Origin of the sequence: Aminobacter carboxidus (assembly GCF_014863355.1) — a bacterium.
Lineage (GTDB): Bacteria > Pseudomonadota > Alphaproteobacteria > Rhizobiales > Rhizobiaceae > Aminobacter > Aminobacter carboxidus.
In genome coordinates this window covers 1-24,164 of sequence record NZ_JACZEP010000022.1, presented here as the reverse complement: position 1 = coordinate 24,164, position 24,164 = coordinate 1, and the positions used below count along the sequence as shown (strand labels likewise).

General features: G+C 61.9%; 15 protein-coding genes. 6 read left to right on the top strand and 9 right to left on the bottom strand.

All coding sequences use genetic code 11. The features are described from left to right. The first annotated feature begins 197 nt into the window (after positions 1 to 197). Positions 198 to 467: a hypothetical protein gene (locus tag IHE39_RS29795; protein WP_192569077.1), complete on the top strand. Its 270-nt coding sequence runs from the start codon at positions 198 to 200 to the stop codon at positions 465 to 467. Positions 468 to 703: 236 nt separating this feature from the next. Here IHE39_RS29795 and IHE39_RS29790 read toward each other — a convergent pair whose 3' ends face one another. Then, positions 704 to 1,465: a FadR/GntR family transcriptional regulator gene (locus IHE39_RS29790; protein ID WP_184773049.1), complete on the bottom strand. Its 762-nt coding sequence runs from the start codon at positions 1,463 to 1,465 to the stop codon at positions 704 to 706. 112 nt (positions 1,466 to 1,577) lie between these two features. Beyond that, positions 1,578 to 2,474 carry an NAD-dependent epimerase/dehydratase family protein gene (locus IHE39_RS29785; RefSeq protein ID WP_192569076.1) on the bottom strand — a complete coding sequence of 299 codons (897 nt, stop codon included), beginning with the start codon at positions 2,472 to 2,474 and terminating at the stop codon, positions 1,578 to 1,580. A 97-nt stretch (positions 2,475 to 2,571) separates the two neighbouring features. Between IHE39_RS29785 and IHE39_RS29780 the strand changes: the two genes are divergently transcribed. Then, a complete protein-coding gene (locus IHE39_RS29780; protein ID WP_184773053.1) occupies positions 2,572 to 3,498 on the top strand; it encodes an NAD(P)-dependent oxidoreductase in 927 nt (308 codons plus the stop codon). 24 nt (positions 3,499 to 3,522) lie between these two features. Here the strand turns inward: IHE39_RS29780 and IHE39_RS29775 are convergent, their stop codons facing one another. The 3 genes from IHE39_RS29775 to IHE39_RS29765 all read right to left on the bottom strand — a co-directional run bounded on the left by IHE39_RS29775 (position 3,523) and on the right by IHE39_RS29765 (position 6,442). Continuing rightward, the gene (locus IHE39_RS29775; RefSeq protein WP_184773055.1) at positions 3,523 to 4,290 is read right to left on the bottom strand and encodes a FadR/GntR family transcriptional regulator; all 768 of its coding nucleotides are present in this window, start codon (positions 4,288 to 4,290) and stop codon (positions 3,523 to 3,525) included. Positions 4,291 to 4,428: 138 nt separating this feature from the next. Then, positions 4,429 to 5,415 carry a substrate-binding domain-containing protein gene (locus tag IHE39_RS29770; RefSeq protein WP_184773057.1) on the bottom strand — a complete coding sequence of 329 codons (987 nt, stop codon included), beginning with the start codon at positions 5,413 to 5,415 and terminating at the stop codon, positions 4,429 to 4,431. A 46-nt stretch (positions 5,416 to 5,461) separates the two neighbouring features. Then, positions 5,462 to 6,442 (bottom strand): NAD-dependent epimerase/dehydratase family protein, encoded by a 981-nt coding sequence (locus tag IHE39_RS29765; protein ID WP_192569075.1) that lies wholly within the window; start codon positions 6,440 to 6,442, stop codon positions 5,462 to 5,464. Positions 6,443 to 6,633: 191 nt separating this feature from the next. On the opposite strand from IHE39_RS29765, the gene IHE39_RS29760 reads away from it, so the two are divergent. Beyond that, on the top strand, positions 6,634 to 7,431 hold the full coding sequence (locus IHE39_RS29760; protein WP_343070144.1) for an ATP-binding cassette domain-containing protein: 798 nt from the start codon (positions 6,634 to 6,636) through the stop codon (positions 7,429 to 7,431). 41 nt (positions 7,432 to 7,472) lie between these two features. Continuing rightward, the gene (locus IHE39_RS29755) at positions 7,473 to 8,471 is read left to right on the top strand and encodes an ABC transporter permease (RefSeq protein ID WP_184773061.1); all 999 of its coding nucleotides are present in this window, start codon (positions 7,473 to 7,475) and stop codon (positions 8,469 to 8,471) included. Between the two features lie 102 nt (positions 8,472 to 8,573). Here IHE39_RS29755 and IHE39_RS29750 read toward each other — a convergent pair whose 3' ends face one another. Both IHE39_RS29750 and IHE39_RS29745 read right to left on the bottom strand, forming a co-directional pair. Then, entirely contained in the window at positions 8,574 to 9,284 is a 711-nt protein-coding gene (locus tag IHE39_RS29750) for a glycosyltransferase family protein (RefSeq protein WP_184773063.1), read from the bottom strand. 58 nt (positions 9,285 to 9,342) lie between these two features. Further along, the gene (locus IHE39_RS29745; RefSeq protein ID WP_192569074.1) at positions 9,343 to 10,230 is read right to left on the bottom strand and encodes a glycosyltransferase; all 888 of its coding nucleotides are present in this window, start codon (positions 10,228 to 10,230) and stop codon (positions 9,343 to 9,345) included. 248 nt (positions 10,231 to 10,478) lie between these two features. Between IHE39_RS29745 and IHE39_RS29740 the strand changes: the two genes are divergently transcribed. Further along, complete coding sequence (locus IHE39_RS29740) at positions 10,479 to 11,015, top strand: dihydrofolate reductase family protein (RefSeq protein WP_184773067.1); 537 nt, start codon at positions 10,479 to 10,481, stop codon at positions 11,013 to 11,015. A 60-nt stretch (positions 11,016 to 11,075) separates the two neighbouring features. Here IHE39_RS29740 and IHE39_RS31030 read toward each other — a convergent pair whose 3' ends face one another. After that, positions 11,076 to 13,718, bottom strand: a complete 2,643-nt coding sequence (locus tag IHE39_RS31030; RefSeq protein WP_192569073.1) for an autotransporter domain-containing protein — start codon at positions 13,716 to 13,718, stop codon at positions 11,076 to 11,078. Positions 13,719 to 14,065: 347 nt separating this feature from the next. Between IHE39_RS31030 and IHE39_RS29730 the strand changes: the two genes are divergently transcribed. Beyond that, the gene (locus IHE39_RS29730) at positions 14,066 to 15,145 is read left to right on the top strand and encodes a helix-turn-helix domain-containing protein (protein WP_192569072.1); all 1,080 of its coding nucleotides are present in this window, start codon (positions 14,066 to 14,068) and stop codon (positions 15,143 to 15,145) included. A gap of 378 nt (positions 15,146 to 15,523) precedes the next feature. Here IHE39_RS29730 and IHE39_RS31025 read toward each other — a convergent pair whose 3' ends face one another. Next, entirely contained in the window at positions 15,524 to 24,103 is an 8,580-nt protein-coding gene (locus tag IHE39_RS31025; protein WP_210327727.1) for an SPM autocatalytic domain-containing protein, read from the bottom strand. Positions 24,104 to 24,164: the final 61 nt, after the last annotated feature.

The following is a 24,164-nucleotide window of genomic DNA, read 5'->3' as shown; positions in this document are numbered from 1 at the left end:
GCTGTCGCGATGTTTGCGCGATCTGTCCTGCTCTTTCGTATTCCGCATAGAACGCAGCCTTAACGTAGCGTTAACTTAGGCCTGTCGCGCTCAGTCCGGCTCTCTTGCCGTTGAGCAGCGCAGCCGCCTTGCGGCTGCGAGGCAACCGACACTATGACGCCAACCGCAACTACCAGTTCGCTTAGGGAGGGCTGATCATGAAACGCGCGCTATCTGCACTTCTTGCATTGCCTGCACTTCTTGCATTGCCTGCACTTCTTGCATTGCTTGTACTGTCGCATGCGGCACAGGCGGATACGAAAATAGTTGTGGTCAAAAAGAAAGCGGTCATAACAGAAGAAAGCCCGCCGGCTCTCGACAAAAGGCCCACCGGATCGGTCAGGCCCGCATTCGATGCGATCACCGAACCGGCCGATAAAACCGGCAAAAACGCGTCCTATCCTCCAGCACTGTGGTTCACGTTCTAAGCAGCGCGGCTCGTCCTTTGGGGGGGCGAACGACGTTTTGACACGTCAAGTTGACTGATGACGGCACGGATCAGCTTCGCTGATCTGGAGCGATGTGTCGCGCGCGCTGATCGACCACAGGGCGTTTAACCTGCTGACCCCCGAGCCGATGGTTGGGGCGGCCGGTGGAAGCGTGCTTCATACGGCCAAGCTGCCACGAAGCCTGCAGGCGGTAGCGACGTGACTGAAATGCAGCCCTATCTTGATCTTCGAGCGATGATTTCATCGGTATTTGCCAGAAGCTTGCGGACCGCGTTGCGCGCGGCATTCGGCTTCTGCAGCCGAATGCACTTCTCGATGTTCTCGTGCAGTTTCTGCGCGCGAAGCAAGCTGCTGTCTTCGCGGGTCACGTGAACGAACAGGTGGTTCAGGGCCGATTCGATCAGGACACCGAGCGGCACCAGAAGGTCGTTGCCCGAGGCGCGCAGGATTGCCACGTGAAAGCGTGTGTCGGCCTGTGTCCGGTGCTGCAGCGAAGCGGCATTGCCCATGTCGTGAAGGGCCTGGCTTATTTCAGCCATCTGCGCTTCGGTCCGGCGCTCGGCGGCCAGTGCCGTCGCTTCCGGCTCGATGATGTGGCGGAACTCCTGCACGGTTCTCAGAAAGCCCTCGCGGTCGGGCGAGGCGGCGTACCAGCTCAGGACGTCACGGTCGAGCAGGTTCCAATGCTCCTTGGGCTCCACCCAGCTGCCGATCTTGGGGCGGGAGGCCAGCAGGCTCTTGGCCATCAGCATCTTGATGGCTTCGCGCACCGCGGAGCGACTGACATCGAAGATTTCGGTCCACTTGGCCTCGTTGGGCAGGATCGTTCCCGGCGGGTAGTCGCCGCGAACGATCCTGAGGCCGATCTCGCTGGCAAGGGACGTATGTACGCTGGCGCCCGAAATACGCGTGGCGTCGGTTCGGCGGCTTGCCAGCGGCTTGTCGGTGATGAGTGCGTCTGTCGGCTTCGAGGCCATTGCTGTGTCGTCTTCCTGTTGTCGTTTTGCCGATGCTTGAATTTCGGGCCGCCCTCGCAACGGAGTGGTGCGTCATCCCAAGTGTCAAGCGTCGCTTCCCGGCGCCGGCCGATCAGTCCTGCACGGCGTATTTTCGCCAGCTGTGCTTTTGTTGGAAACCCAGGACCTCCTTGGCCTTGCGGTTGGACAGCAGCGTTTCGAATTCGCCGAGTTCATGCTTCAACGGCACGCCGGGATAGAACCGCTCGAGCAGCTCTTGTGTCGGCAGGTCGGACGAGGTGTCGTCATTGGCCGCGTTGAAGACCTGATAGCCCAGGCCGTCCGTCTTGACCGCGAGGTCGGTGATCTGACCGAGGTCACGCGCGTCGATGTAGCTCCAGGCGATGCGCTTGCGGAAACCCGGATCGGCAAACCACTTCGGAAACAGCTCGTATTCGTGCGGCTCGATGACGTTGCCGATCCGCAAGGCATAGATGTCGAAGCCGCTGCGCAGTGCAAAGGCCCGTGCCGTCTTTTCATTGACGACCTTGGAGAGGGCATAGCTGTCCATCGGATCGACGTCATAGTCCTCATCGAGCGGAAAATAGTGCGGGTTTCGCGGCTCATTGGCGAAGACAAGACCATAGGTCGTCTCGCTCGAGGCGATGATGATCTTGCGGATGCCGAGTTTCACCGCCGCCTCGATGACGTTGTAGGTGCCGAGCGCGTTGATGCGGAACAGCTCGTTATCAGGTGTGAGCATGATCCGAGGAATGGCGGCGAAATGCACGACGGCGTCGACGGGCTGCGGCCGCAACGACGGGTCGAACTCGTGCAGCCCCATATAGCTGGTCAGCGCGTTGAAGAGCTGGCCGCTGTCGGTGATGTCGGTGATCAGCGTCCGCACCTTCGGATTGTCGAGCGGCCTGATGTCGAGATTGAGAAGCTGATGCCCCTGGTCGACAAGGTACTGGACGACGTGGCGGCCGGCCTTGCCGCTGCCGCCGGTAAAGATGATCCGCTTCGACATTTTGTCCTCCACATTCTGCCAGATCATTGGATATTGTCAGACAATATCATCGGTGACGACCGCGCCGAATTCAACCTGCGACCGGAGGGTAGGGAAGATGGCTAACAGCACCAGATCAACCGAGCAGATCGGTTTCATCGGCCTTGGCCTGATGGGGCATGGCATTGCCAGGAACATCGTCGACAAGGGCTATCCGCTGACCTTCCTCGGCCGCAGGAACCGCGGCCCGGCGGAAGACATGATCGCCCGCGGCGCCGTCGAGGTCTCGACCGCGGCCGAGGTCGCCGGCCGGTCGACCGTCATTTTTGTCTGCGTCACCGGTTCGCGGCAGGTCGAAGACGTCGTCCGAGGCGCAGGCGGGCTGAAGCAGGCGCTGAAGCCGGGTTCGGTGGTTGTCGATTGCTCGACTTCCGACCCGGTGTCGACCATGGCGCTGGCGGCCGAGCTTGCCGCTGTCGACGTCACATTGGTCGACGCGCCGTTGAGCCGCACCCCGAAGGAGGCGTGGGAGGGCACGCTGGACACGATGGTCGGCGCTTCCGACGCGATGTTTGCCCGGCTGAAACCGGTGTTCGACACCTGGGCCGGGCGTGTCGTCCATGTCGGCCAAACCGGCGACGGCCACCGGATGAAGCTGTTGAACAATTTCCTGTCGCTCGGCTATGCAGCACTTTATTCCGAGGCGCTCGCCCTGGCCGGCAAGGTTGGCATCTCGCCCGCCCGCTTCGACAGCGTCATCCGCAACGGCCGCATGGATTGCGGCTTCTATCAGACCTTCATGCGCTGGACCCTTGAAGGCGATCGCGACGCCCACAAATTTTCGCTGGCCAATGCGGTCAAGGACCTGACCTATCTCGAATCGATGGCCGATTCCGTCGGCATGGTGAACCCGCTGGGAAATGCCGCCAAGAACGCGTTTGCCGGCGCCGTCGCCGCCGGTGAGGGGGAACGCTACGTGCCGATGCTGGCGACACATATCGGGCAGATCAACGGCGTCGACCTGGCGCCGCCGGAAAACAGCTGAGCCAAGCCGGGTCGGGACAGGCGTCTACCGCCCCCAGCGGGCGATCACGTCGTCGGTGTCGGCCAGCAGCCTGTGCACCGCGTTGCGCGCCGCCCGGGGACGCCGCAGCCGGATGTTCGTCTCGATCGCCTCATGCAGGCTCTGGGCGCGTTCGTCCTGGATCTCCTGCGTCACGAAGGTGAAGAGATGGTGGAGCGCGGATTCGATCAGCACGCCCAGCGGCACCAGAAGGTCGTTGCCGGATGCACGCAATATGGCAAGGTGGAAGCGCGTGTCTGCCTGGGTGCGTTCCTGCAGCGACGTCGCCTGGCCCATGTCGCGGCAGCTCCGGCTGATCTCGCCCATCTGCGCCTCGCTGTGGCGTTCCGCGGCGAAGGCGGCGGCCTCCGGCTCGATGATGTGGCGGAACTCCTGCACAGTGCGCAGGAAGGCTTCGCGATCAGGCGAGGCTGCATACCAGCTCAGCACATCACGATCGAGCAGGTTCCAGCGATCCTTCGGTTCGACCCAGCTGCCGACCTTGGGACGCGATGCCAAAAGGCTCTTTGCCATCAGCATCTTGATCGCCTCGCGCACGGCCGAGCGGCTGACATCGAAGGTCTCGGACCACTTCGCCTCGTTCGGCAGGATGGTGCCCGGCGGATAGTCGCCGCGCACGATCCGGAGGCCGATCTCGCTGGCGAGCCAGGCGTGCACGCTCGAGCCGCTCATGCGCGCGGCGTTGGGGCGACGCATCGCCGGCGGGCGGTCGGCGACCGTGTCGTGTGGCCTTTTGGACGTTCCGTCTGCCATCGACCGCGTCGATCTTTCCTGGATCAGTTCCGTCTTGATTGTGCAGCAAAAGCCGGCTCGTGCGGCGGGACCGTCCGCGCCCGAGATGTATCAGCAGGTATGTCGGAGCGCCGGCGAGCCGGGCGCTCCGACCTGCACCTATTTCTGGATACAGGTATCGACCGTGTCCTTGGTGCATTCGTCGAGACCGGTGAAGACCGGATCGTCGACCTGCTTGCCTTCGATCAGGTCGATCATGACAGTCGGTGCCTTGTAGCCCATTTCGAACGGCCGCTGGCCGACCAGGGCAGTGACAAGGCCCTCCCTGGCGATCGCCACCTCGTCGCCGATCGTGTCGGCAGCGCCGATGACGAACTCGTTCTTGGCGATCTTGTCGGCCATCGGCTTGAACAGGTCGCGATAGGGCTGCGGGGCGCCGAACAGAGGCCAGCCGCCCATGATGCCGAAGGCATCGAGGTCGGGATTGGCCGCAAGGATGTCGGTCATCGCCTGAACGCCCTTGGCGCCGTCGTCATTGGTGAAGACAGGGCAGCCGGCGACCTCGGTCCAGCCGCCTTCACCCTTCAGTTCGGTCAGGCCCTTCTGGCCGGTCAGCGTGTCGCGCATGCCCTGGGCGCGGCGCAGGATGTTGTCGGCACCCGGATTGCCTTCGATGGTGCAGATCTTGCCGCCATTGGGCTTGGCTTTCTTGATGTACTCGCCGATGCGCGCGCCCATCAGGTAGTTATCCGTGCCGAGATAGGTCTTGCGCAATGCGGCGTCTTCCGCGGCGAGATCGGCGTCCAGCGTCATGACCGGAACAGTCGGGTTTGCTGTCTTGATGGTCTGGGCGATCAGCTTGGCGTTCGAAGGCGAAATGGCAATTGCAGCCGTATCGGCCTTGCCCAGCATGTCCTGGACGATCTGCGCTTCGCCGGCCTCATCAGACGTCGATGCCGGGCCGGTGTAGAAGCACTCATATTCCGAACTGGCGTTTTCCTTGTTCCACTTCTGACAACCCTGGTTGATCGCTTCGAAGAACGGGTTGTCGAGGCCTTTGACGACGATGACGAGTTGCTTCTTGGCGAGCGCGTTTCCAGCGCTGAGTGCCAGGACAGCTGCTGCAAGCAATAATGCCTTCCTCATTGTTTCCTCCCATTGAACAAACGGGCACAGCGTGCCCGCGACGAAATCAACCCGGATACCAGACAGTGCGAGGGTCATTTTTCGAACGCTCGTATTGCCAGGCCGAGTCGATGAGCATCTTCAGATCGTATTTGGGTTGCCAGCCAAGCAGGTACTTGGCCTTGGCATTGTCCATCCAGTTCGAGTGGTACTGGCTCGCAATGTCGACCGAGGCGAGGTGACGGGTGCGGGCGAGATGGTCGGCGACCTCGCCATAATCGACCGGACGATCCATGCAGACGTTGAAGAGTTGCTGCCTGGCGCGCGGATTGTCGATCGCCGCAAGGATCGCCGACACCAGATCGTCGACATGGACGAAGTTGCGTTTCAGCGGCTGCCCGTCGGCATCGCGCAGCAGGGGCATGGTGCCCTGCCTTGCATGGCGCCTGGCATCAGCCTCCGGCACCAGCGTCTTCCAGTCCGGGCCGCCAAAGACGTCATCACCAAAGGACAGCGTGTATCTGAAATCATCCTTCTCCATGATCCACGGCGCGCGCAGGCAGCACCAGTTGGTATCGTACTGGATGCCGAACTGTTCCAGCATGACTTCTTCGAGAACCTTCGATAGCGCATAGCTGCCGGGATAGGCCCGATGCCGTGCCGCTTCGGTGAGTGGCGCATCGTTGCGGTAGTAGAAATGACCGATCGCGGCGTCGCCGCCGACGAGAATGAACTGTTGAGCGGTTGGACTTAGCCGAAACGCCTCGAGCAGCCAGAACAGGCCCTTGACGGTGACGTCCATCACCTCGCCTGGCGTTTCCTTGCATGTGGCGAGGTGCACGACGTGTGTGACGTCGAAGAGGGCGTTGGCCACGACTTCGCGATCGGCGATCGAGCCGCGGGCCATCTCGACGCGGTCAGTTTCATCGAGTGAGCGGTTGTGACAAAGCGCGCGGATGCGAGTACTGGAAAATCGCGGATCGTCAAGCAGCCCAGCGATGAAGTGCCGCCCGACCTTGCCCGTTGCACCGGTAACAAGGATCAGCATGCTCTTCCTCCGATGCCTAGCTAATATCGGCGCGCCTTTGTCGTCAATTGGTATTTGTCTGACAAAACAGATTTTTGAGACATTTATGTTCGGATTCGTCGGACAATTGATTGACGCTGTCGAGACGTTTTGCATAAATGCAGGTCTTCGCGCTCCTGGGAGGAAAATAGGGAGCGTGAATTCGCAGTCAGATCGAGACGAGCGCGGGACGGCTGCGAGGCTTGCATGTTTCGGGAGGCAAGAGGCTGGTGGCAGTTCTCGAACTCGCCAATATTTCCAAGCATTTCGGCGCCATCCAGGCAGTGAACGACGTTTCGTTCTCGCTCGAGGCAGGACAGGTCGTCGGCCTGATGGGCGACAACGGCGCCGGCAAGTCGACCCTGGTCAAGATGATCGCCGGCAACTTTCGCCCTAGCCATGGCATCATGCGCCTGGACGGCGCCGAATTGATCATGCATCGACCGGTGGAAGCGCGGCAGCATGGCATCGAGATCGTCCATCAGGATCTCGCGCTGTGCAACAATCTCACTGCGGCAGCGAACGTCTTCCTTGGCCGCGAGCTACGCCGTGGTTTCGGACCGCTACGCGTCCTTGACTACAAGACAATGTACAGGCGGGCAGGCGAGATTTTCAGGGAACTGAAGTCCGAGACGCGGCCGCGCGACCTCGTCCGGCAGATGTCGGGTGGGCAGCGGCAGGCGGTGGCCATTGCCCGCACCATGCTTTCCGAGGCCAAGATCGTGTTGATGGACGAGCCGACGGCGGCGATCTCGGTCCGCCAGGTGGCGGAAGTCCTCAACCTGATCCGCCAGTTGCGCGATCGCGGCATTGCCGTCGTGCTGATCAGCCACCGCATGCCTGATGTCTTTACGGTGGCGGACCGGGTCATCGTCATGCGGCGCGGCAGAAAGGTTGCCGACAAGCCGATTGCCTTGAGTTCGCCGGAGGAAGTGACGGGGCTTATCACCGGTGCCATCGAGCAGGTATAATCAACTCTGCCGGTCGCGCCGTGACGACACGAAGGTCGATGATGGCTATTACCCTTGACCAGACCATTTCACAGAAACAGCAGAGCTGGATGGCCAAGGTTCTCGGCAGCCAGACCTTCTGGATCCTCGTCGCCGTCATTTTAGCCTGCATCTTCTTGTCCTTCGCCACCGATTCATTCGCGACGACAAAAAACCTCTACAACATCACCCGTAACGTCACCTTCGTCGCGATCATCGCGCTCGGCATGACGCTGGTCATCATCACAGGCGGCATCGACCTCTCGGTCGGTTCGGTGCTGTGCCTGTGCAGCATGGTGCTGGCGGTGGTCATGCATGCCGGCTACAGCATCGAGGTCGGCATTGCGGCGGCCATCGGCACTGCGCTGGTGATCGGCGCGTTCAACGGCATACTGATCGCCTATCTCGACTTTCCGCCCTTCGTGGTCACGCTCGGCATGCTGTCGATCGCACGCAGCCTGGCCATGGTCGCATCCAACAACACCGTCGTCTTCCAGTTCGGCCCCGACCACGACAAGCTGCTGGCGCTGGGCGGCGGCGCCTGGTTCTTCGGCATCGCCAATCCGGTGCTGTACATGATCGTTCTGGCGCTGCTCATCGGTTTTGTGCTGCGCTGGACGAGATTTGGCCGCTACGTCTTTGCCATCGGCGGCAACGAGCGCGCAGCGACGCTGACCGGCGTTCCGGTGCGCAAGATCAAGGTCGCCGTCTACATGATCTCGGCACTGTCAGCCGGCATCGCCGGCATTATCCAGACCGGCTGGCTCGGTGCCGTCACCACCAATATCGGCGCAGGCATGGAACTTCAGGTGATTGCGGCCGCCGTCATCGGCGGCGCCAATCTGGCCGGCGGGGTCGGCACTGCCTTCGGCGCGATCATCGGTGCGGCGCTGATCGAGGTGATCCGCAACAGCCTTGGCCTGCTCGGCATCAACGCCTTCTGGCAAGGCACATTCATCGGCAGCGCCATCGTGCTTGCCGTGCTGTTCGACCGGATCCGCAATTTCCGACTGAGCGAATAGTCGTTCTGCGGGGCATCGACTGCCGAACCGAACGATTCCGTCCCGTTGCCTGTGCGGGCAACCGGCTTGAAGCGTGCGGAAAGCCGACCAGCGGAGCCGCCGTCAATCTCCAGCCGGCAGTCCGCCCGCCTTGTCCTGGAGGTCGAACATCCACAGGCCGCCGTCGTCGATGTGCGGCGGATGGTACAGGCGGCCGGCCGGGACGGGTTCGAGCTGCACGCCGGTTTCGTCGGCGAGGTAGTCATAACCGATGGCCTGGTCGCGGCGGTCGGGATCGAGAAAGCTGTAGAGATCGCGCCGCGCGCCGCGCCGCGCCGGGTCGATCATCTTCAGATGATAGAGATTGAGCCCACAGCGCAACTCCCTGAAGCCGGCGTTCCTGGGGTACCACAGATCATGCAGGCCGGTGTCGGTCCGTTCGGCCGGGTCGAAGGCGCGAAACAGGCAATGGCGAATCTTGGATCCCCAGATCCCGTCGATGCGGTAGCTCAGCGGTGCATAAAGCTCGCGGAAATTGAAACCCCAGGCGATGCGCCCCGGTTTGCGGGTCAGGGTGGCGATCTCTGACGCCACGGCGGCTTCAAACCGTTCGTCGGGATCGACGGCCAGGATCCAGTCGGCGCCCGCCTGCCGTGCCGCCTCGAGCAGGCAGCGCCGGCGCCCGACCTCGCTGCTGAACACGCCGGTCGAGGCCCGGTCGTCGAAGGCCACCCAGCCGTCGACGAAAGGATCGATATTGGCGATGAGGTCGGGGACCAGATGGGCGTCGAAGCGGTAGCTGAAGACGGCGATTACCCTTTGTTTGCGTCGCAACAGCGTCTTCCACCGCGGCCGTTTCGGCTTGATTTCCAAGGAGATCATCAGGGGCAGCCTAGTTTGCGGTGATGCCTGAGGTGGCTGGCCTGTCGGTTGACCATTGCGACACCAGCACGCCACAGGCCTTGGCGGCCAGGGTGAGCCAGAAGATCGGCATCGACAGCCTGACATAGGCCAGGTCGCTGCCACTGAGGCCGGCGCGCGCAAGGGTTCGTGCCGGCCGCCACTGGCGCAGCACGTCGCGGGCAATCCTCGAATGGGATTTTCCCAGGATCCGGTGCATGTCGCGGCCATGGCCGATGCCGCGCCGGAACTGATCGATCATCAGCCGCAGGAGCCGCGTTTCGTTGAGGTGGACGGTCTGGACATCCGGCTCCCAGACGGGCTGCAGCTCAGGCGGCAGCCGTTTCAGGAACTCGGTGTCCTCGCTTGCCGGAACGGATTCGTCGAACCGGCCGTAACAGTCGAACAGCGCGCGGTCGAACGACGCGCCGAAGCGGATCGCCATGGTTTCAGGCAGGCCGGGCAGGCGCCGCATGAACATGCCGATATAGGCGGCACAGGCGACCAGGTTGCGCGGGTGGCTGTTGGCGATGGCGCTCGCCACTGCGCGCGCGCCGGAGCGGTGGCGGACCAGGCGCCGTTCCACCCAGCCGGGACAGGCGCGACAATCACTGGCAAGGAAGGCAACGAACGGCGCCTTGGTGTTGTCTATGCCGCGATTGCGCGCCGCCCCGACATAGAGCCGTTCGGGATATTCGATGCAGGGGACGGTGATGCCGGCGCTTTTAAGCACGGCGCCGACATTGCCGCCGCCGGAATTGACCACGACGATCTCCGTCGGCAGGTCCTGGTCGAGCAATGAGCGCACGGCGCCGACGACGTCTTCCGATGCCTTGTAGCAAAGCACAATTGTTGCAAGTTCGATCTGTTCAGCAAGCACGCGCAATAAGCTCCGGGGGACAGCCTGGATAGGCCGCCCTTTTAGCCAAAAAAGCACAATCTGCAATATGTATCTTCTACAACCTGAATCAATCATTGGTTGTGGTGCAGTGAGGGGCGACGCGTTCCCGTCGCGGCGCCCACAGGGCATGAACCGGTTGCAAAATAGCGGTGGTTTTGCGTTGCACCTGCTGCTGCCGCGATGCAGGATGCGACGCGGTCGATCAGCCTGTTTCCGGGAGCCTTTGCATGGCGCGCTTCTTCTTTGGCATGAACCAGTCCCTGGATGGTTTTGTCGATCACGATCGTTTCCCCTACGCCCCGGGGCCGGTGCTCTATCGCCGGTTCGTCGACCAGACACAGAACCTCGCCGGCAGCCTCTATGGCCGCCGCCTCTATGAGACGATGCGCTACTGGGACGAGGATCAGCCCGGCTGGGATGCGGAAAAGCGCGCCTTTGCAGCGGCGTGGCGCAAGAACCCGAAATGGGTGGTCTCGCGGACGCTGAAGGCGGTCGGGCCCAATGCAAGACTGCTCGGCACGGAGACCGAAGCGGAAATCCGCCGGCTAAAAGTCGAGCTGGAGGGCGAGGTGGAAGTCGGCGGCCCTGAGCTGGCGCGTTGCCTGACCGAATGGGGCCTGATCGACGAATACAGGATCTACCTGCACCCGGTCGTGCTCGGCCACGGCACGCCCTTTTTCGCCAGCCCCCGGCCGCCGCTGCGCCTGATCGACACCGAGCGCTTCGACGGCGACGTCATCCGGCTGAGTTATGTGCCGGCCTGATTGGTTACACGGCATGGCTCAAGCGGCGCGATCCGGCGGGCAGGCGCATAGCGGGACGCTTCACCAGGCGTAACGCAGCACGCCCTTGCCTGAATAGGACCGCGTCACGTCGGAGAATTCGCCTTCGAAGCCTGCCGTCGCCGACCAGCCGTTTTGCCATCTTGTCTCGACCGCGGCGCTGACCAGCGCCGTGTCGCGCGCCATGGCAGCGCCATTGACGACGAAGGTGGCACCGGGCAGCGTCTGGAAGCTGGCGGTCAGGCTGCGCTCGGGATCGAAATGATGGGCCCAGGCAAGGCGCCCGCGCAACGTCACCACGGCCTCGGCCATGGCAAAGGATTTGTCGAGGCGCAGGCCGAGTTCGGTGCGGCTGTCGGTGAGGCGCTTGCCGTCGTAAGACAGGGCGAACATGTCTGCGCCTGCAATCGCCTGCTCGGCATAGGCCGGCATGTCGAAGCTGGTGAACTGGCCGGCCGCGTAGGGCGTTATGCCGATGCCGCCGGCGTCGAGGCGCAAGCCGCCTTCGAGGCGTCCGGACCAGGCATTGGCGTCATATCGGGCGCGCAGCTGGTCGGTGCCGGAGATCGTCACGAACCTGTCGGTCGTGATGTCCTGGCGGCCATAGGCCAGCGCGCCGGTCATATAGGCTGCACCGGCATCGTGGCGGAAAAAGGCGCCGGCCTGGAACAGATCGGCGCTGCCGCTGCCGAGGCCCGCGACGCTGAAGCTGGTGCCCCCGCCGGCCAGAGCGAAGCCCAAGACGGTGTCGGGCGACAGGCGATAGTCGGCGCCGACGGCAACGCCATAGAGCCTGGTGCTGAGATCATTGGACCCGGTGGCGGCGTTGCCGTCACTTGATTGCGAGCCGCCGTAGCCGGCTGCCCAGGCGCGCCAAGGCTGGTCGGCAGGCTGGCTCTTGCCGGGCAACGTCTTGTCGGGCGATGTCTTGTCGGGCGATGTGATGGCCGTCAGGGCCGCATCGGCTGCACCCTTGCCATCCTCGGCATAGGCGAGACCACCATTGGTGCCGGCTTCACCGGCGGGTGCGCCGCGCCCGGCGGCGAACGGGTCGGTAAGCACGCCGAGGAACTGGTCCATGGCATAAAATGTCGCCTGCTGCGCGCCGGTGGCGGCCTCGCCGGAAAGCTGCGTCAATCCGGCCGGCGTCAGGGCGCCAAACACCATCGGGATGCTGCCGGTTCTGTCGAAATAAGCGACGATGGCGTCGCCGACGTTTCGCTGGTTGCCGGAAAACCCGGTCCCTGACGGCGGTACGAAATTCAGCTCGAGATCGAGATAGGCGCGCGTGGCGTCATAGCTCAGCGTGGTGTGGAAGCCCGACGGCAGGTTGCTGTCGACGGTCGTGGGGTTGAAGGTGCCGGTGATGCTGCCGGCGGTCAGGATGGTGTATTGCCTGGCGACATAGGTGCCGCTGGCAAAAAGCGGAGCGACGGTGGCGCCGGCGAGCGAGGCGTTGCCGCTGACGGTGGCGGAGGACGAAGCGCCGGGATCGAGGACCACCGCATAATAGGCGCCCGGCTCCATCGTCAGGCTGGACAGGGTCATCGACGTAGCAGGCAGGCCGTGGCCCGGCGCAAACACCCCGCCTGCCTTGATGCTGGTGGCGCCGACAAAACCGGTGCCGGCCAAAATGCCGCCGCTTTCGACCGTGGTCAGGGCTGACGAGGCGATCGAGCCGTCGACGACAAGCGTGCCTTCATTGACCGTGGTCGCCCCCGTATAGGAGCTTGTTGCGGTCAGAATCAGCGTGGCGATGCCTGATTTTGCCACCGATCCGCTGCCTGATATGGCCTGGTCGAGCGTCGAGCCCGTCGCCTGATCGAAGGTCAGCGCCCCGGTGACCGAGATCCGGCCGGTGATCCCCGATGTCGCATTGGCCAGGGTAAGCACATTGTTGCCGCCGGTGAAGACAATGGCCTCGGCCCGGGTGCCGCCGTCGCCGCTGAGCCCGCCTGATATGACGCCGCGATTGATGACGGTCAGATTGGCGCCGACGAGGCCCGCGCCGCCCAGACCGGGCAGCGGTCCGCCAATGCCGCCGCCGCGGGCGCCGCCATTGCCGCCTGTAACTGTGGTGTCGACGGTAATCATGACCCCGCCGAGATTGGTCAGCAGCAGCCCGGTGCCGCCGCTGCCGCCGCTGCCGCCGATATAGCCCGAGCCGCCATTGCCGCCACGACCGCCTGTTTGCGCCACGCCAAGCGTGCCGAGACTGCCCGAGCCGGTTGCCACCGCACCGAAGCCGCCGGCGCCGCCGCCGCCGCCAGCGCTGACACCGGTGCCGCCCGCGCCGCCATTGCCGCCATCGCCCCCGGCCGAGACGGCGAGGGGAAGGCTTATGCCGACAAAGCCATGGGCGCCGCCGCCGCCGCCGCCGCCGGTACCGCCCCAGCCTGGGTCGGCCGCGCCGTTGCCGCCATCCGCTCCGGCCGACGGCGCGCCCGTGCCGCCCACCCCGCCAAGACCGGCAGTGCCATTGCCACCGTTGCCACCCACGGCACCGGCGCCACCACCACCGCCGCCGCCGCCGACGCCGCCCGGTCCGTTGCCGCCATTGCCGCCGGTGCCGGTGGCGCTGTCGGCACCGCCTGGCGTGTTGAAGTTTCCGCCCTCGCCGCCGCCCGCGCTCGCCGGGGCGGGGGAGAGCGCTGTCGCTGCGACAAGGAGCAAAGCGAGACACATGCCCTGGGTCAGCACAGGCTGAGGCCGATGAAAGCTTTCAAGCCGGCAAGTCGGGTCAATCCGAAAAGTCGGGTCAATCCGGCAAGTCGGGTCGGCGCTGCAACCGTCGGGCAGGGCAGCCCGCGACAACCGGGCGAGGTCGGTCCGCACGCCTGCCGTCCTGGTCTTGTCCATCCGCCGCCCCCGCTGAAACCTGCCGGACAATTTGCGTTGGCCGCCGGGCCCGCAAGGGCGGGCAAGGGGATTGAGACGACAGGTCGAGAAAATGAGACGCCAGGCAAAGCCGGGCCCGGCTTGCGCACCCGCAGACGCCGCCCTACGCTGGCATCAAGGGATGGAGAGGGAGGATGCCATTGGACAGGCCGGCGCCGGATTCTGACGGCAAGAGGCCATCGTCCCGCCTGGACATATCAGTGCGTGCGGGCAACGCGCGTGATTTCGATCTGTTGCGTCTTGGCATGTCGCCGCTCTACGAGATGGATGCCGCCGATGCGCAGGCCCGTGCCGCCTTTGCGGCAGAAATGACAAGTTATCATTTTGCCGACATCGCCATTGCCAGCGGCTGGGCCTCGGCCGCCAGCTTCGAGCGCTCGCCGCTGACCATTGCGCGGGGCGGGCTCGACAACATCTGCCTGCTTGTCTACGCCGAAGGCGGCTGCGGCCTGTCGGTCGAAGGGCGTTCGTCCGAGGTCCATGCCGGCGACGTCTGCATTCTCGACATGACCCGGCAGTCGAGCTTGCGCGCGCCGCATTACAGCAGCCTGTCGCTGGTTTTGCCGCGCGCGCTGCTGGCCCCGCTGGTCGTCGATCTCGACGCCTTGCACGGGCGCATCCTGCAGCGCTCGAGCGCGCTCAACGCGATGCTGGCCCGCCATCTGCGCGCGCTTTACGACCAAGCCCCGGTGCTGGCCTCGAAGGACGCGGGTGCTGCCGCCCACGGCACGGCAGCGCTTGTGGCGGCCTTCGCCGGCGCCTCGGCCCAGGGCCGCGAGATGATCGAGCAGGCGTCGGCCGGCACCTCGCTGCAGGCCGCGCGCCGGCTCATCGAAGCGAATGTGCCTGAGCCCGATCTCGGCCCGGAATTTTTGTGCCAGCGGCTCGGCATGTCGCGGGCCAAGCTCTACCGGCTGTTCGAGCCGATCGGCGGCGTCGGCGCATATATCCAGCAACGGCGCCTGACGCGCGCCTACCACGCCCTGACCGACCCGGCCCAGGCGCATCTCTATGTCGGGGTCATCGCGACAAGATGCGGCTTCGGCAGCGCCTCGGTCTTCAGCCGCGCCTTTCGCCAGGCCTTCGGCCTGTCGCCGACCGACCTGCGCGCCAGCCATCACCAGTTCGACGCCGACAACACCAACCACACCGACGACAACGCCTTCACCAGTATGCGGCGGCAGTTGCTTGGGATGGGGGCGGGGCGGAGGTAGGCGAGGGCACAGACGCAGAGGTGGACGGAGTGCGGGGCAGGGCCGATGCTGGGGCGCGAAGCCGATCTTGCCTCGCCAGATCGAAATGCGGGCCTGGGGCGAGGGGGCTGAACAGAACGGGCCTCCTGCCGGCCACCGCCTACGCCGTCGCCTGTGGCCCGCGGGTTCCTTCCTCGGGGACTTTCGTACGCCTGCCGGCGCCCGAAACTCGTCACGGAAGTTGACCGTCCGCTTTGCGGAGAAAGAGATCGGAGCCGTTCCGGTCGTTACCCATTGTGTAGCGTCCGCGAGCCGTCGAGGCAGCATCCCTGTCGCTCATAGCAACCTGCTCTCTGGACGCTGCTGAGCGTGCAATAGCGCACTCAGCAGCGTTCAAAGTTATGCGGCCATCCACGTGGTCTTGATGGCTGCGGCCACAGTTCCAAGCCCATTTTGGTTGGCGAGTTGCAGGTCGCTTTCCCGAACCCCGCCGGGGTTGGCCCCCGTCGCCGGCTGGAACGCGGCCATGGCGGCAACAAGGCTGTCGACCTTGGCGTAGGTGAGTGCCTGGCCATCGCCCGAACGGATCTTTTCGATCGTTTGGGTACCAGGCGCGGAGAACCACTGCTGTACTGTCACCTGATCATTGGTGCCCAGGACATTGATCACCAGATCGTTGCCGACCTTGCGGAACCAGAGCTCATCCGCGTCAATGCCAGCGCCAAAGGTAAGTTCGTCCTGCTCGCCTGCAACACCGTTTTCAAGAATGGTGTCGGCACCATGGCCAAGGCCGAAGACGTACTTGTCGGCCCCAGCACCGCCAATGAGCGTGTCGTTGCCGAGACCACCCATCAGAGTGTCGTTGCCCGTCCCACCCTCTAGCCGTTCGTTGCCAGCCAATCCAAGCATGTATTCGTCTTCAGCTGTTCCGGTAACAGTAGCGCCAAGGCTGGACGCCGCCCAAAACCGCAGGGATGGACCTGATCCAAATGACATATGCTCGACGTAACCCGAGATCCCATGCTGAACTGACGTGATGCTGTCGCTCGCCGAACCGTTGGCGAAGTTGATCTTTAGGTTCTGCCCGACCCATTCGAGCCTGAGTTCGTCCAGTACGAAAGAACTATCGAACGCGATGGTTTCGTCGCCTCCGCCCATCCTCTTAAGCAGTTGGTTGCTGGCCGTGTCCCAACAATAACTGCTCACCCAGGTATTGACCGTGCCCCCGGCTTTGACGCCAAGCGCGTTGGCGGCTGCGACATCCGCAGAGGTCACGGTCGTCAAGGTGAAGTCGTCAAGCGTGTCGGCTCCGTCTCCACGCCGGTAGGCGTAGACGTCATTTCCAGCATCACCAACAAGATAGTCATTTCCGACGCCACCATGTAGGAAGTCAGCTCCGTTCCCCGCCAAGAGAAGATCGTTGCCGGCGCCACCGTAGAGCCTGTCGTCTCCGTCACCGCCTTCAAGCCGTTCGTTGCCTGCAAGGCCGAACAGCAGGTCTGCAGTTGCAGATCCCGTAACCGTGGCACCAGGTGCGGTCGCAATGTTAAAGACTGTCGCCGCCAGTCCGCCGAAAGCCAGCTTCTCGACCTTGCCAGCAATCCTTTGCTGAAAAAGGGTAACATTGTCGCCACTTCCGGCATCGATTAGCAGGTTGTCGGCATTACTCCCGAACCAAGAGAAGGAGAGATCCTCGGCCTTGATACCTCCGGTCATCGATAAGGTGTCGGATCCAGCCTCCATACGCAGGAATAGATAATTACTTGCTGTTGACCAATAGTAGCCCCCCACCCACGTGTTGACGATTCCGCTGGCGTGGACACCGAGCGCATATGCAGCATTGACGTGTGTACTTCGGGCTACGATTTGGTCGTTTCGGTCGTCGATCGCGTCGGCGCCATCCCCCTTTCGGAAGATATAGGTATCGTCGCCAGCATAGCCAGCTTGATAATCGTTGCCCTTTCCGCCGACGTGTAAGTCATTGCCGCCAGCGCCTGCGAGAACGTCATTGCCATCCCCACCGTATAGAGTATCGGCAGCCGCGCCTCCCCATAGTGTTTCGTTGCCCGCAAGTCCGTACACTATGCTTGCAATGGAGGTCGCTGTAACAGTACCACCAGCAACAGGTACAACGAGCAGATTGGAGGTAACTCCGCCAATCACCACCTTGCTTACATTGCCACCAAGGGTCGCAACCACGCTGTTGGCTGTTAAGTTAGCAATCGGAGTCACGGAGATCTGAAGGTCGGTGCCGGACCAAGAGAAGCTCAGGTCTTCGAGCTTCAATGTTCCGGTCAGGGTGAGCGTTGCAGTCGTCTTGTCAGCTGTCAGCGAATATGCGGACTTGCCCACAGCGTTGACACCGCTGATGACGCTTTTTGTGGCTTTTCCTGCCGCGTCGAGATCGACAACCGTGTGAACAATCGAGCCATCTATCAGCGTCAACGCTGTTTCGATGTGCTCGTAGGTGCCGTTGTTGTCACCATCCTTGCGAAGCGTGGTCGTGCGTCCGTCGGCGCTAAGCGTGACGATACCCTTGGCCTTGATGGTTCCGTTCGTGTTCTTTTCGGTGACGTCGGTGATCACAGATCCATCGATCTGTGTCTTCGAAACAGCCGAATACTCGAACTTCGCGAGGTCGTGGGTTGCCAGGACATTGCCGCCGTCGCCGTCATAGTCGGCAAGGGTTGTCGTGGTCAGTCCGTCAGCACTGGTTGTGACCGCGACGTTGTAGGCCAGCGCAGGCTTCCAGTAGACCTCGCCCAGCAACAGGCGCAAGGGATCGCGGGCTTGTGTCGTTTCGTTCCGGGTTCTTCTCGTGACGGAGCCACTGATATCGGTGGTGATGCTCTCAATGCGGTCGACAGCACCTGCACCATCGATGTTGTTGTTGATGGTCTTCAGGCGGTCGTCAGCGCTGACATAGGTCGTGACGCTGCTTTGCAGAACTCCTGTCGTGACATTCGTGTCGTTGGCGATAGTTTGCCGCGAGCCGTCACCATAGACGGTTTCGGTGGCAATGCGGCGCTGATCCACCGTTCCGTTGCCGTCGAAATCCCATTCCGAGGTTGTCACCAACCCATTGGCACTGGTGGTGATGACCGTGCGGCTCGATTTCTGGCCACCAAGTTTGAAGTTGGTGATCGCCGTATAGGTTGAGCCATCCACATTCTTCAAATTGGCTTCCCACTGATCGTAGAAGCCATCGCCATCAATATCGCGAGCCTTGGTGATCTCCCTTCCATCGCCGAGGACATACGTCAAGGTGCTTTCAAGCAGTTTTCCTGTTGTTGAAACGGCTTTCGTGGACTCACCGCTTCTGCCATCGGCGTATACCCACCTGGTAGTGGAAATTGTCCGATCGAACCCCGCTATCCCGTCGATGTTCTCTTGCGTGGTGGTGGTTTTTCCGTCGGCGCTGTCCACCGTCACATACTGGGACAACTGTGATCCGTCGGATTTCAGATTTGTGACCGTCCGTGTTCGCGAGCCGTCGGCATTTATTGTGGTGACATCGGTGGAGTCCTGGCTGAAAGCATCGACCCCAAACCTGTCCCAGCTGGTGCTGACGGACAGGCCATTGGCGCTTGTCGTCGTGACATATTGCTTCTTCAGGACACCGCTGTCGTACTCGTTGATGGTCTGGGTTTCAGTACCATCGGCGCCAAGCGCGGTGACATCCGTCTGCTTTCGCTCATAGACACCGTCGCCTGCGAAATCCCATTCCCGGGTGATCGAAAGGCCGTTGCCGGAAGTCGTGCTACGGGCCTGCTCGCGAGACACGAACGCCCCTGCAATCGAATACTTGGTGATATCGCTGGCCTCGATCCGGCTGCCGTCTGCGTTCAATGTCACCGCGCGCGTGTGGCGTTGTGGCATGTACTCAGCCGCCGAGGAGGGACCGGTGTTGTCGATGTAGTCCGTCGTCGTCGAAAGGCCGTCGGCGCTCACAGTGACAATCTTGCGAACGGTAAATGTCGGCGACCGCGTGCCCGAGAACGTCGTGACCACAGAGCCGTTCTGTTGCTTGGCCGAGGTCACACTAAGATCGACCGTGCCGTTGCCGTCAATGTCCCTGGTGATCGTGCTCGTGAGCTGGTCGGCGCTGACGGTTTTCACCGTCTGGCTTTCAAGCGACCCGTTGGCCTTCTTGTAGGCAACGGTCTGGGTTGTGCTGCCATTGGCATTGAGCACCATGGCATCACTCAATGAACGACTTGTCGTGGTGCCCCATGAGGCCCAGGCAACGTTCTTGGTCAAACCATCGCCGCTGAGGGTGGTGCTCGTCCGGTACTTCACCGAACCGTCCGGGTTGAGTTCGTCAGCTACCTCGGTCTTGCTGCCGTCGGCATTGAGCGAAGTGACTGACTTGGTCGCCCGCTCAGTCGTGCCGTTGCCGTCCCAGTCGACCACGAACGTCTTGGTCAACCCATCGGCGCTGATAATGCCAAGCGAACTGGAATGATGGGTGCCGCCAAAATTGTAGACATCGACAATCTCGCGCGTGGAACCGTCGTCGCCTATAACGAGCGCGCGCTTCTCATCGATCACGGCATCGCCATTGAGGTTGACGGTGGTCGTCAGCAGCCGCTTGTTGGCACTCTTTGTGGCCACCGAATCGACAAGGGTTCCACCATTCGCGCTTTTGACCGTCGACGTTTCAATCGTCGAGCCGTCGGCACTGAGAACCGTCGTTGTGGCTGTTGTGCGATCAGTCGTCCCGTTGCCGTCAATGTCCTCTTGAATGGTCACTGCCAGGCCGGATGCGCTGGTCGTGGCTATGGTCTTGCCGATCAACGCGCCGGTGCCGGCGAGCTCGGTCACAGTCCTGGTCTTCGACCCGTTGGCATTGAAGACGGTGACATCAGTGGTTTTGGTCTCGATGGTGCCGTCACCATTGTCATCAACCTGGACTTCCGAAGAGAAGCCGTTGGCCGAGACGGTCGTGGTTGTCCGCGACAGCAGCGCGCCATTGCCAGCGAGGTCCGACAGCGTGGTCGTGCGGCTGCCGTTGGCGTTGATGACGGTCTGCTGCCGCACCGAGCCATCGAAAGTGCCGTCGCCGTTGATATCCTGCTTGACCTCAGTCGTCAGCCCATTGGCGCTGACGGTCGTTTCGGACTTCGCCCTGATCGTCGTATTTGGGTTGAAGTCCGTGCCCGTCAGCTTCTTGCTGCCATCGGCATTGACGATGCTGACTTCGGTGCGATCCGTCTTGGTGTCGCCATTGGCGTCGATGGTAACAGTCGTTGTCTTGCGGTTGGCGCTGACCAGTTCCTCTGACTTGGCCAGCAGCGCGCCGCTGGCGCTTGTCGTCGTTGTTGTTTCCTTGCGGCTGCCGTCGGCGTTGAGCACCATGACGGATGCCGTTGTGCGATCGACAGTGCCGTCGCCATTGATATCTTCACGCTTGGTCTGCGATAGGCTGTCTGCCGTGGTTGTCGTCGCCACGCTGCCGATCAGCGTGTTGTTGGCACTCGACGTCCGCACGGTGCGTGTGCGGCTGCTGTCGGCATTGGTGGTGGTAATGTCGGTGACGGTGACATCATAGACGCTGTCGCCATTGACGTCGGCCTTATTGGTCACCGACAGGCCGGCAGCATCTGATTGTTCCAGCGTGCGCGACTTTAGCGTGCCGTTCGGGTTGAACAGGCTGGTCGTTGCCGTTGTCGCACCGCCGGCGTCGATGACGATGGTCTTGGTCGAATCGTTGAGCCCATCGCCATTCACGTCTGTCGAAATCGAGATGGTCTTGGCGTCGGCGCTGGTCGTACGCACGGTCTTGGCAAGCAAGGTGCCGTTGGCACTCTTGTCCTGGACCGTCTGTACCCGGCTGCCATCGCCATTGACGACAGTGGCATCCGACGAAACGACATCGGCAACGCCATCGCCGTTGATATCAGTCGCTTCGGATGTGCTGAGGCCATTGGCGCTTTTTGTCGTTACCGAGCTGCCGCGCAGCGAGTTGTCGGCGTTGTAGCTGGTGACGGTCGTGACCGTGGCGCCGGAGCCATCGCGCACGACAGTGCTTTCGTCGCGTTCTTCGGCAACGCCATTGCCGTCGTTGTCGAGCAGGCTCGTTTTGGTCGTGCCATCGGCGCTGGTTGTCTCGACTTCCTTGGCGATCAGCGTGCCGTTGCTGCTCTTCGCCTCGGTCGTCTTGGTACGGCTGCCATTGCCGGCAACCACCGTCACCTCGGTTTCCACGATATCGAAGACGCCAGAACCGGTTGAATCGGTTTGGACAGTCTCGGTCAGGCCGTCGGCGCTGGCCGTGGTTACGACTCGCTTCAGGATAGTCCCGTTGGTGCTGTTTTGTGTCACCGTCGTCGTCGACGAGCCATCTGAGTTTTTGACGTAGATTTGCTGCTGGTCGGTCGCGCCGTCGCCATCCTGGTCGACCGTGGTCGTAACAGTCTTTCGATCGGCACTGGTCACAATCATGGTGCGGTTGAGCAGAGATCCATCCGCGGCATAGTTCGAGATCGTCCGCGTCCGCGATTGGTCAATGACTTGCGCTTGCGCCCAATGCTCCCCGAAAGCATGCCCCGACGCCGCGATGATATCGGCCATGGCCAGTGCTGGGCCACTGCTGAACTTGAGGAATTCAACGTTCTTGAACTGGACAGCTTCGCCTGTAGCAGCGCGCGTTACTGTGAAATTGACGCCTTGCCCCTGGATTCGGTACTCGGTCACATCTCCTACAAAGACAATGGTGTCGTTGCTCGCCGCGCCGTCCACGTAGTTACCGGTGCCGCCTGTGAAAACAATCGTGTCCCCATTTGGGGTGCCCCAAAAAGCGCTATCGTTTCCGGTACCGATCGAAATTGGCGCCCCGGCGACAAGCTCGTGGATGAAGCACCATTTCTGCTCGTCGCTGAACCAGAGGCTATCGATGCCAATCAACGTGTCGACGCCATAGGTAGGATGGGACACTGTTACAGAGCCATCGGCATTCAGCGTGAAGGTGTAGTCCGCAGCGTAGCCATCATAGTTGACCTGGGTCTGGCCGGCTTCGCCGATCAAATAGTCGTTTCCGGCCTGCCCATACAAACTGTCATTGTTGCCACCTCGGATCACATCATTGCCGGTGGTCCCACTCAAAAATTCGCCAGCAGATGTCCCAATAATGTCGCTTGGTGCTGCCGCAGGGATGTAGGGCGCAGGAGCGACCGTGCCTGGTTGGTAGGGAGCTGCCAGGCGCAGTGTCTCGACCTGCGAACGATCCCAGGTGCCGTTGCCGTCGTCGTCGAACTTGGTGGTCTTGGTCAGGCCGTCGGCGCTGGTGAGAATACTGTTGCGGAAGGCGATCTGGCCTTCCTTGTCGTAGCCGTCGATCGCAACCGTGGTCGAAGCGTCGGCATTGTTGGTGGTCGTGCGCTTGATGACATAGCCATTGGCGTCCGACACCAACACCGCATCACCGACCGTTCCGGTGGACCCATCCGACTTGGTGTAGGTGGTCGTACCCGTCACGGCGGAGCCGTCATCAAAACGCTGGCCACTGCCCGTCGGGGTCAGATCGATGGAAATGATGCCGAGCGAGGCAAGCGTCACAAGTTGGCCATCGACCATGACCTTGAAGTCGTTCCAGCGCGCGTCGCCGGCGTCGAGCTTGCCATTGCCATTGGTGTCGAACACGCTCTTGATCGCGGCCAGATCGCCCGTTGCGGTCGGATCCCACTCGGTGAAGACGAATTCGCTCGAGCGGCTGATCTTGCCGTCGCCATCGGCATCGATGACCAGCACGCCGGTGCCTTTGCCGGCCCAAGCCGTGCGATGCTGATAGCCATCGCCATCGAGGTCGACAAACGTCGACGATGTCGAGATTGTATCAAGGTTGATGCCATTGCCGGTCAAGTCGAGAAGGACAGGGGCGGTATTCTTGCCACCCTTGCCGCCGACGCCACCTTTGCCAGCGCCTGAACCGCTCTCCTTGGATATACTTTTGCTGGAACTGTAACCTGTCGAACTGCCACTCTTGTTGCCGCTTTGGGTCGCGCCGCTCGTGGAGAAGGAGCCCTTGCTTCCACCGCTCGACGTCTTGCCGCCGACGGATCCGCCAGCGTATCCACTTTGCGAATCGCCATTCTTGGATTTGCCACCGACAGAGCCGCCTGCAAATCCACTTTTGGAATCACCGTTCGCCGATTTGGTCCCGGTACCGCCGCTGGGCTTACTTGCCCCTCCCGACGAGGACTCGGAACCACCACGGGTACTGGCAGACTTACCTGAATACCCCGGCATCGAGTCGCGATCCTGAGCGCGCGCATCAGCCATCGAACCTTTGCCTGACGACGCAGGCTTTGACTGGTTAGGCTTGCCCAAATCCCAGTCGTCTTGGTCCTTGCCCGGAAACTTGCCACCAGTCATTCCATCTTGTTGTTTTTTTGCGGCGTTGTAGGCCTCCAGAGCCTTCATACTCGCCAGTTCAGCCTCTCGGGAGCTGAGCGGTCGGGCGGTATTCCAGCCTGGTTGGCTTGCCGCATACTCGCGCTCTTGCTGAGCATGAGCGGCTCGAGAACTCGGCCCAAAGCCAATGTCGGGAATGTCATTCGATTTGTTTAATTTACCGTCGTCAAGCAAATCTTGGCCGAGTGCGGCTGCGGCTTTGATGTTTCGAAGTGCCTCAAAAGCCGCAACTAGCCCTTTTCCATAGACGTAGTCGTGCAATTTGTCGAGCAACGTCAAATTGTTAGGGTCTGCATTAAAGGTGCCATTCCTAAGATATTCTTTCATTCCACTTATAAGTTTGTTATCAGCTTGGATTACATCGTAGATATCTTTTGCGATACCATAATCGTAATCATGCGCCTTCCCCATTCCATCTTGTATATCTTCGACCGGGACGTCGAATCCACCTCCCCACTTTCCTCCCGTCCAGCCCGGTCCAAGGTAGTTGCCCTTGGAAATCGCGCCAGCCACATGAAATGAACCGATAGATCCGAAGTATCCGCCCACAGCATTCTTCGTCGACATTAAGTCGACCGTCGCCTGTTTCCCGACATAGCCAATGCCTGAATAGCCAAAACCGCTCATT

Coding starts and splice junctions, on each gene's coding strand:
- IHE39_RS29765 (WP_192569075.1), bottom strand. CDS start 6,442: ATGCTGATCCTTGTTACCGGTGCAACGGGCAAGGTCGGGCGGCACTTC.
- IHE39_RS29785 (WP_192569076.1), bottom strand. CDS start 2,474: ATGTCGAAGCGGATCATCTTTACCGGCGGCAGCGGCAAGGCCGGCCGC.
- IHE39_RS31030 (WP_192569073.1), bottom strand. CDS start 13,718: ATGTGTCTCGCTTTGCTCCTTGTCGCAGCGACAGCGCTCTCCCCCGCC.
- IHE39_RS29740 (WP_184773067.1), top strand. CDS start 10,479: ATGGCGCGCTTCTTCTTTGGCATGAACCAGTCCCTGGATGGTTTTGTC.
- IHE39_RS29775 (WP_184773055.1), bottom strand. CDS start 4,290: ATGGCAGACGGAACGTCCAAAAGGCCACACGACACGGTCGCCGACCGC.
- IHE39_RS31025 (WP_210327727.1), bottom strand. CDS start 24,103: ATGTCGACGAAGAATGCTGTGGGCGGATACTTCGGATCTATCGGTTCA.
- IHE39_RS29730 (WP_192569072.1), top strand. CDS start 14,066: ATGCCATTGGACAGGCCGGCGCCGGATTCTGACGGCAAGAGGCCATCG.
- IHE39_RS29780 (WP_184773053.1), top strand. CDS start 2,572: ATGGCTAACAGCACCAGATCAACCGAGCAGATCGGTTTCATCGGCCTT.
- IHE39_RS29790 (WP_184773049.1), bottom strand. CDS start 1,465: ATGGCCTCGAAGCCGACAGACGCACTCATCACCGACAAGCCGCTGGCA.
- IHE39_RS29770 (WP_184773057.1), bottom strand. CDS start 5,415: ATGAGGAAGGCATTATTGCTTGCAGCAGCTGTCCTGGCACTCAGCGCT.
- IHE39_RS29755 (WP_184773061.1), top strand. CDS start 7,473: ATGGCTATTACCCTTGACCAGACCATTTCACAGAAACAGCAGAGCTGG.
- IHE39_RS29795 (WP_192569077.1), top strand. CDS start 198: ATGAAACGCGCGCTATCTGCACTTCTTGCATTGCCTGCACTTCTTGCA.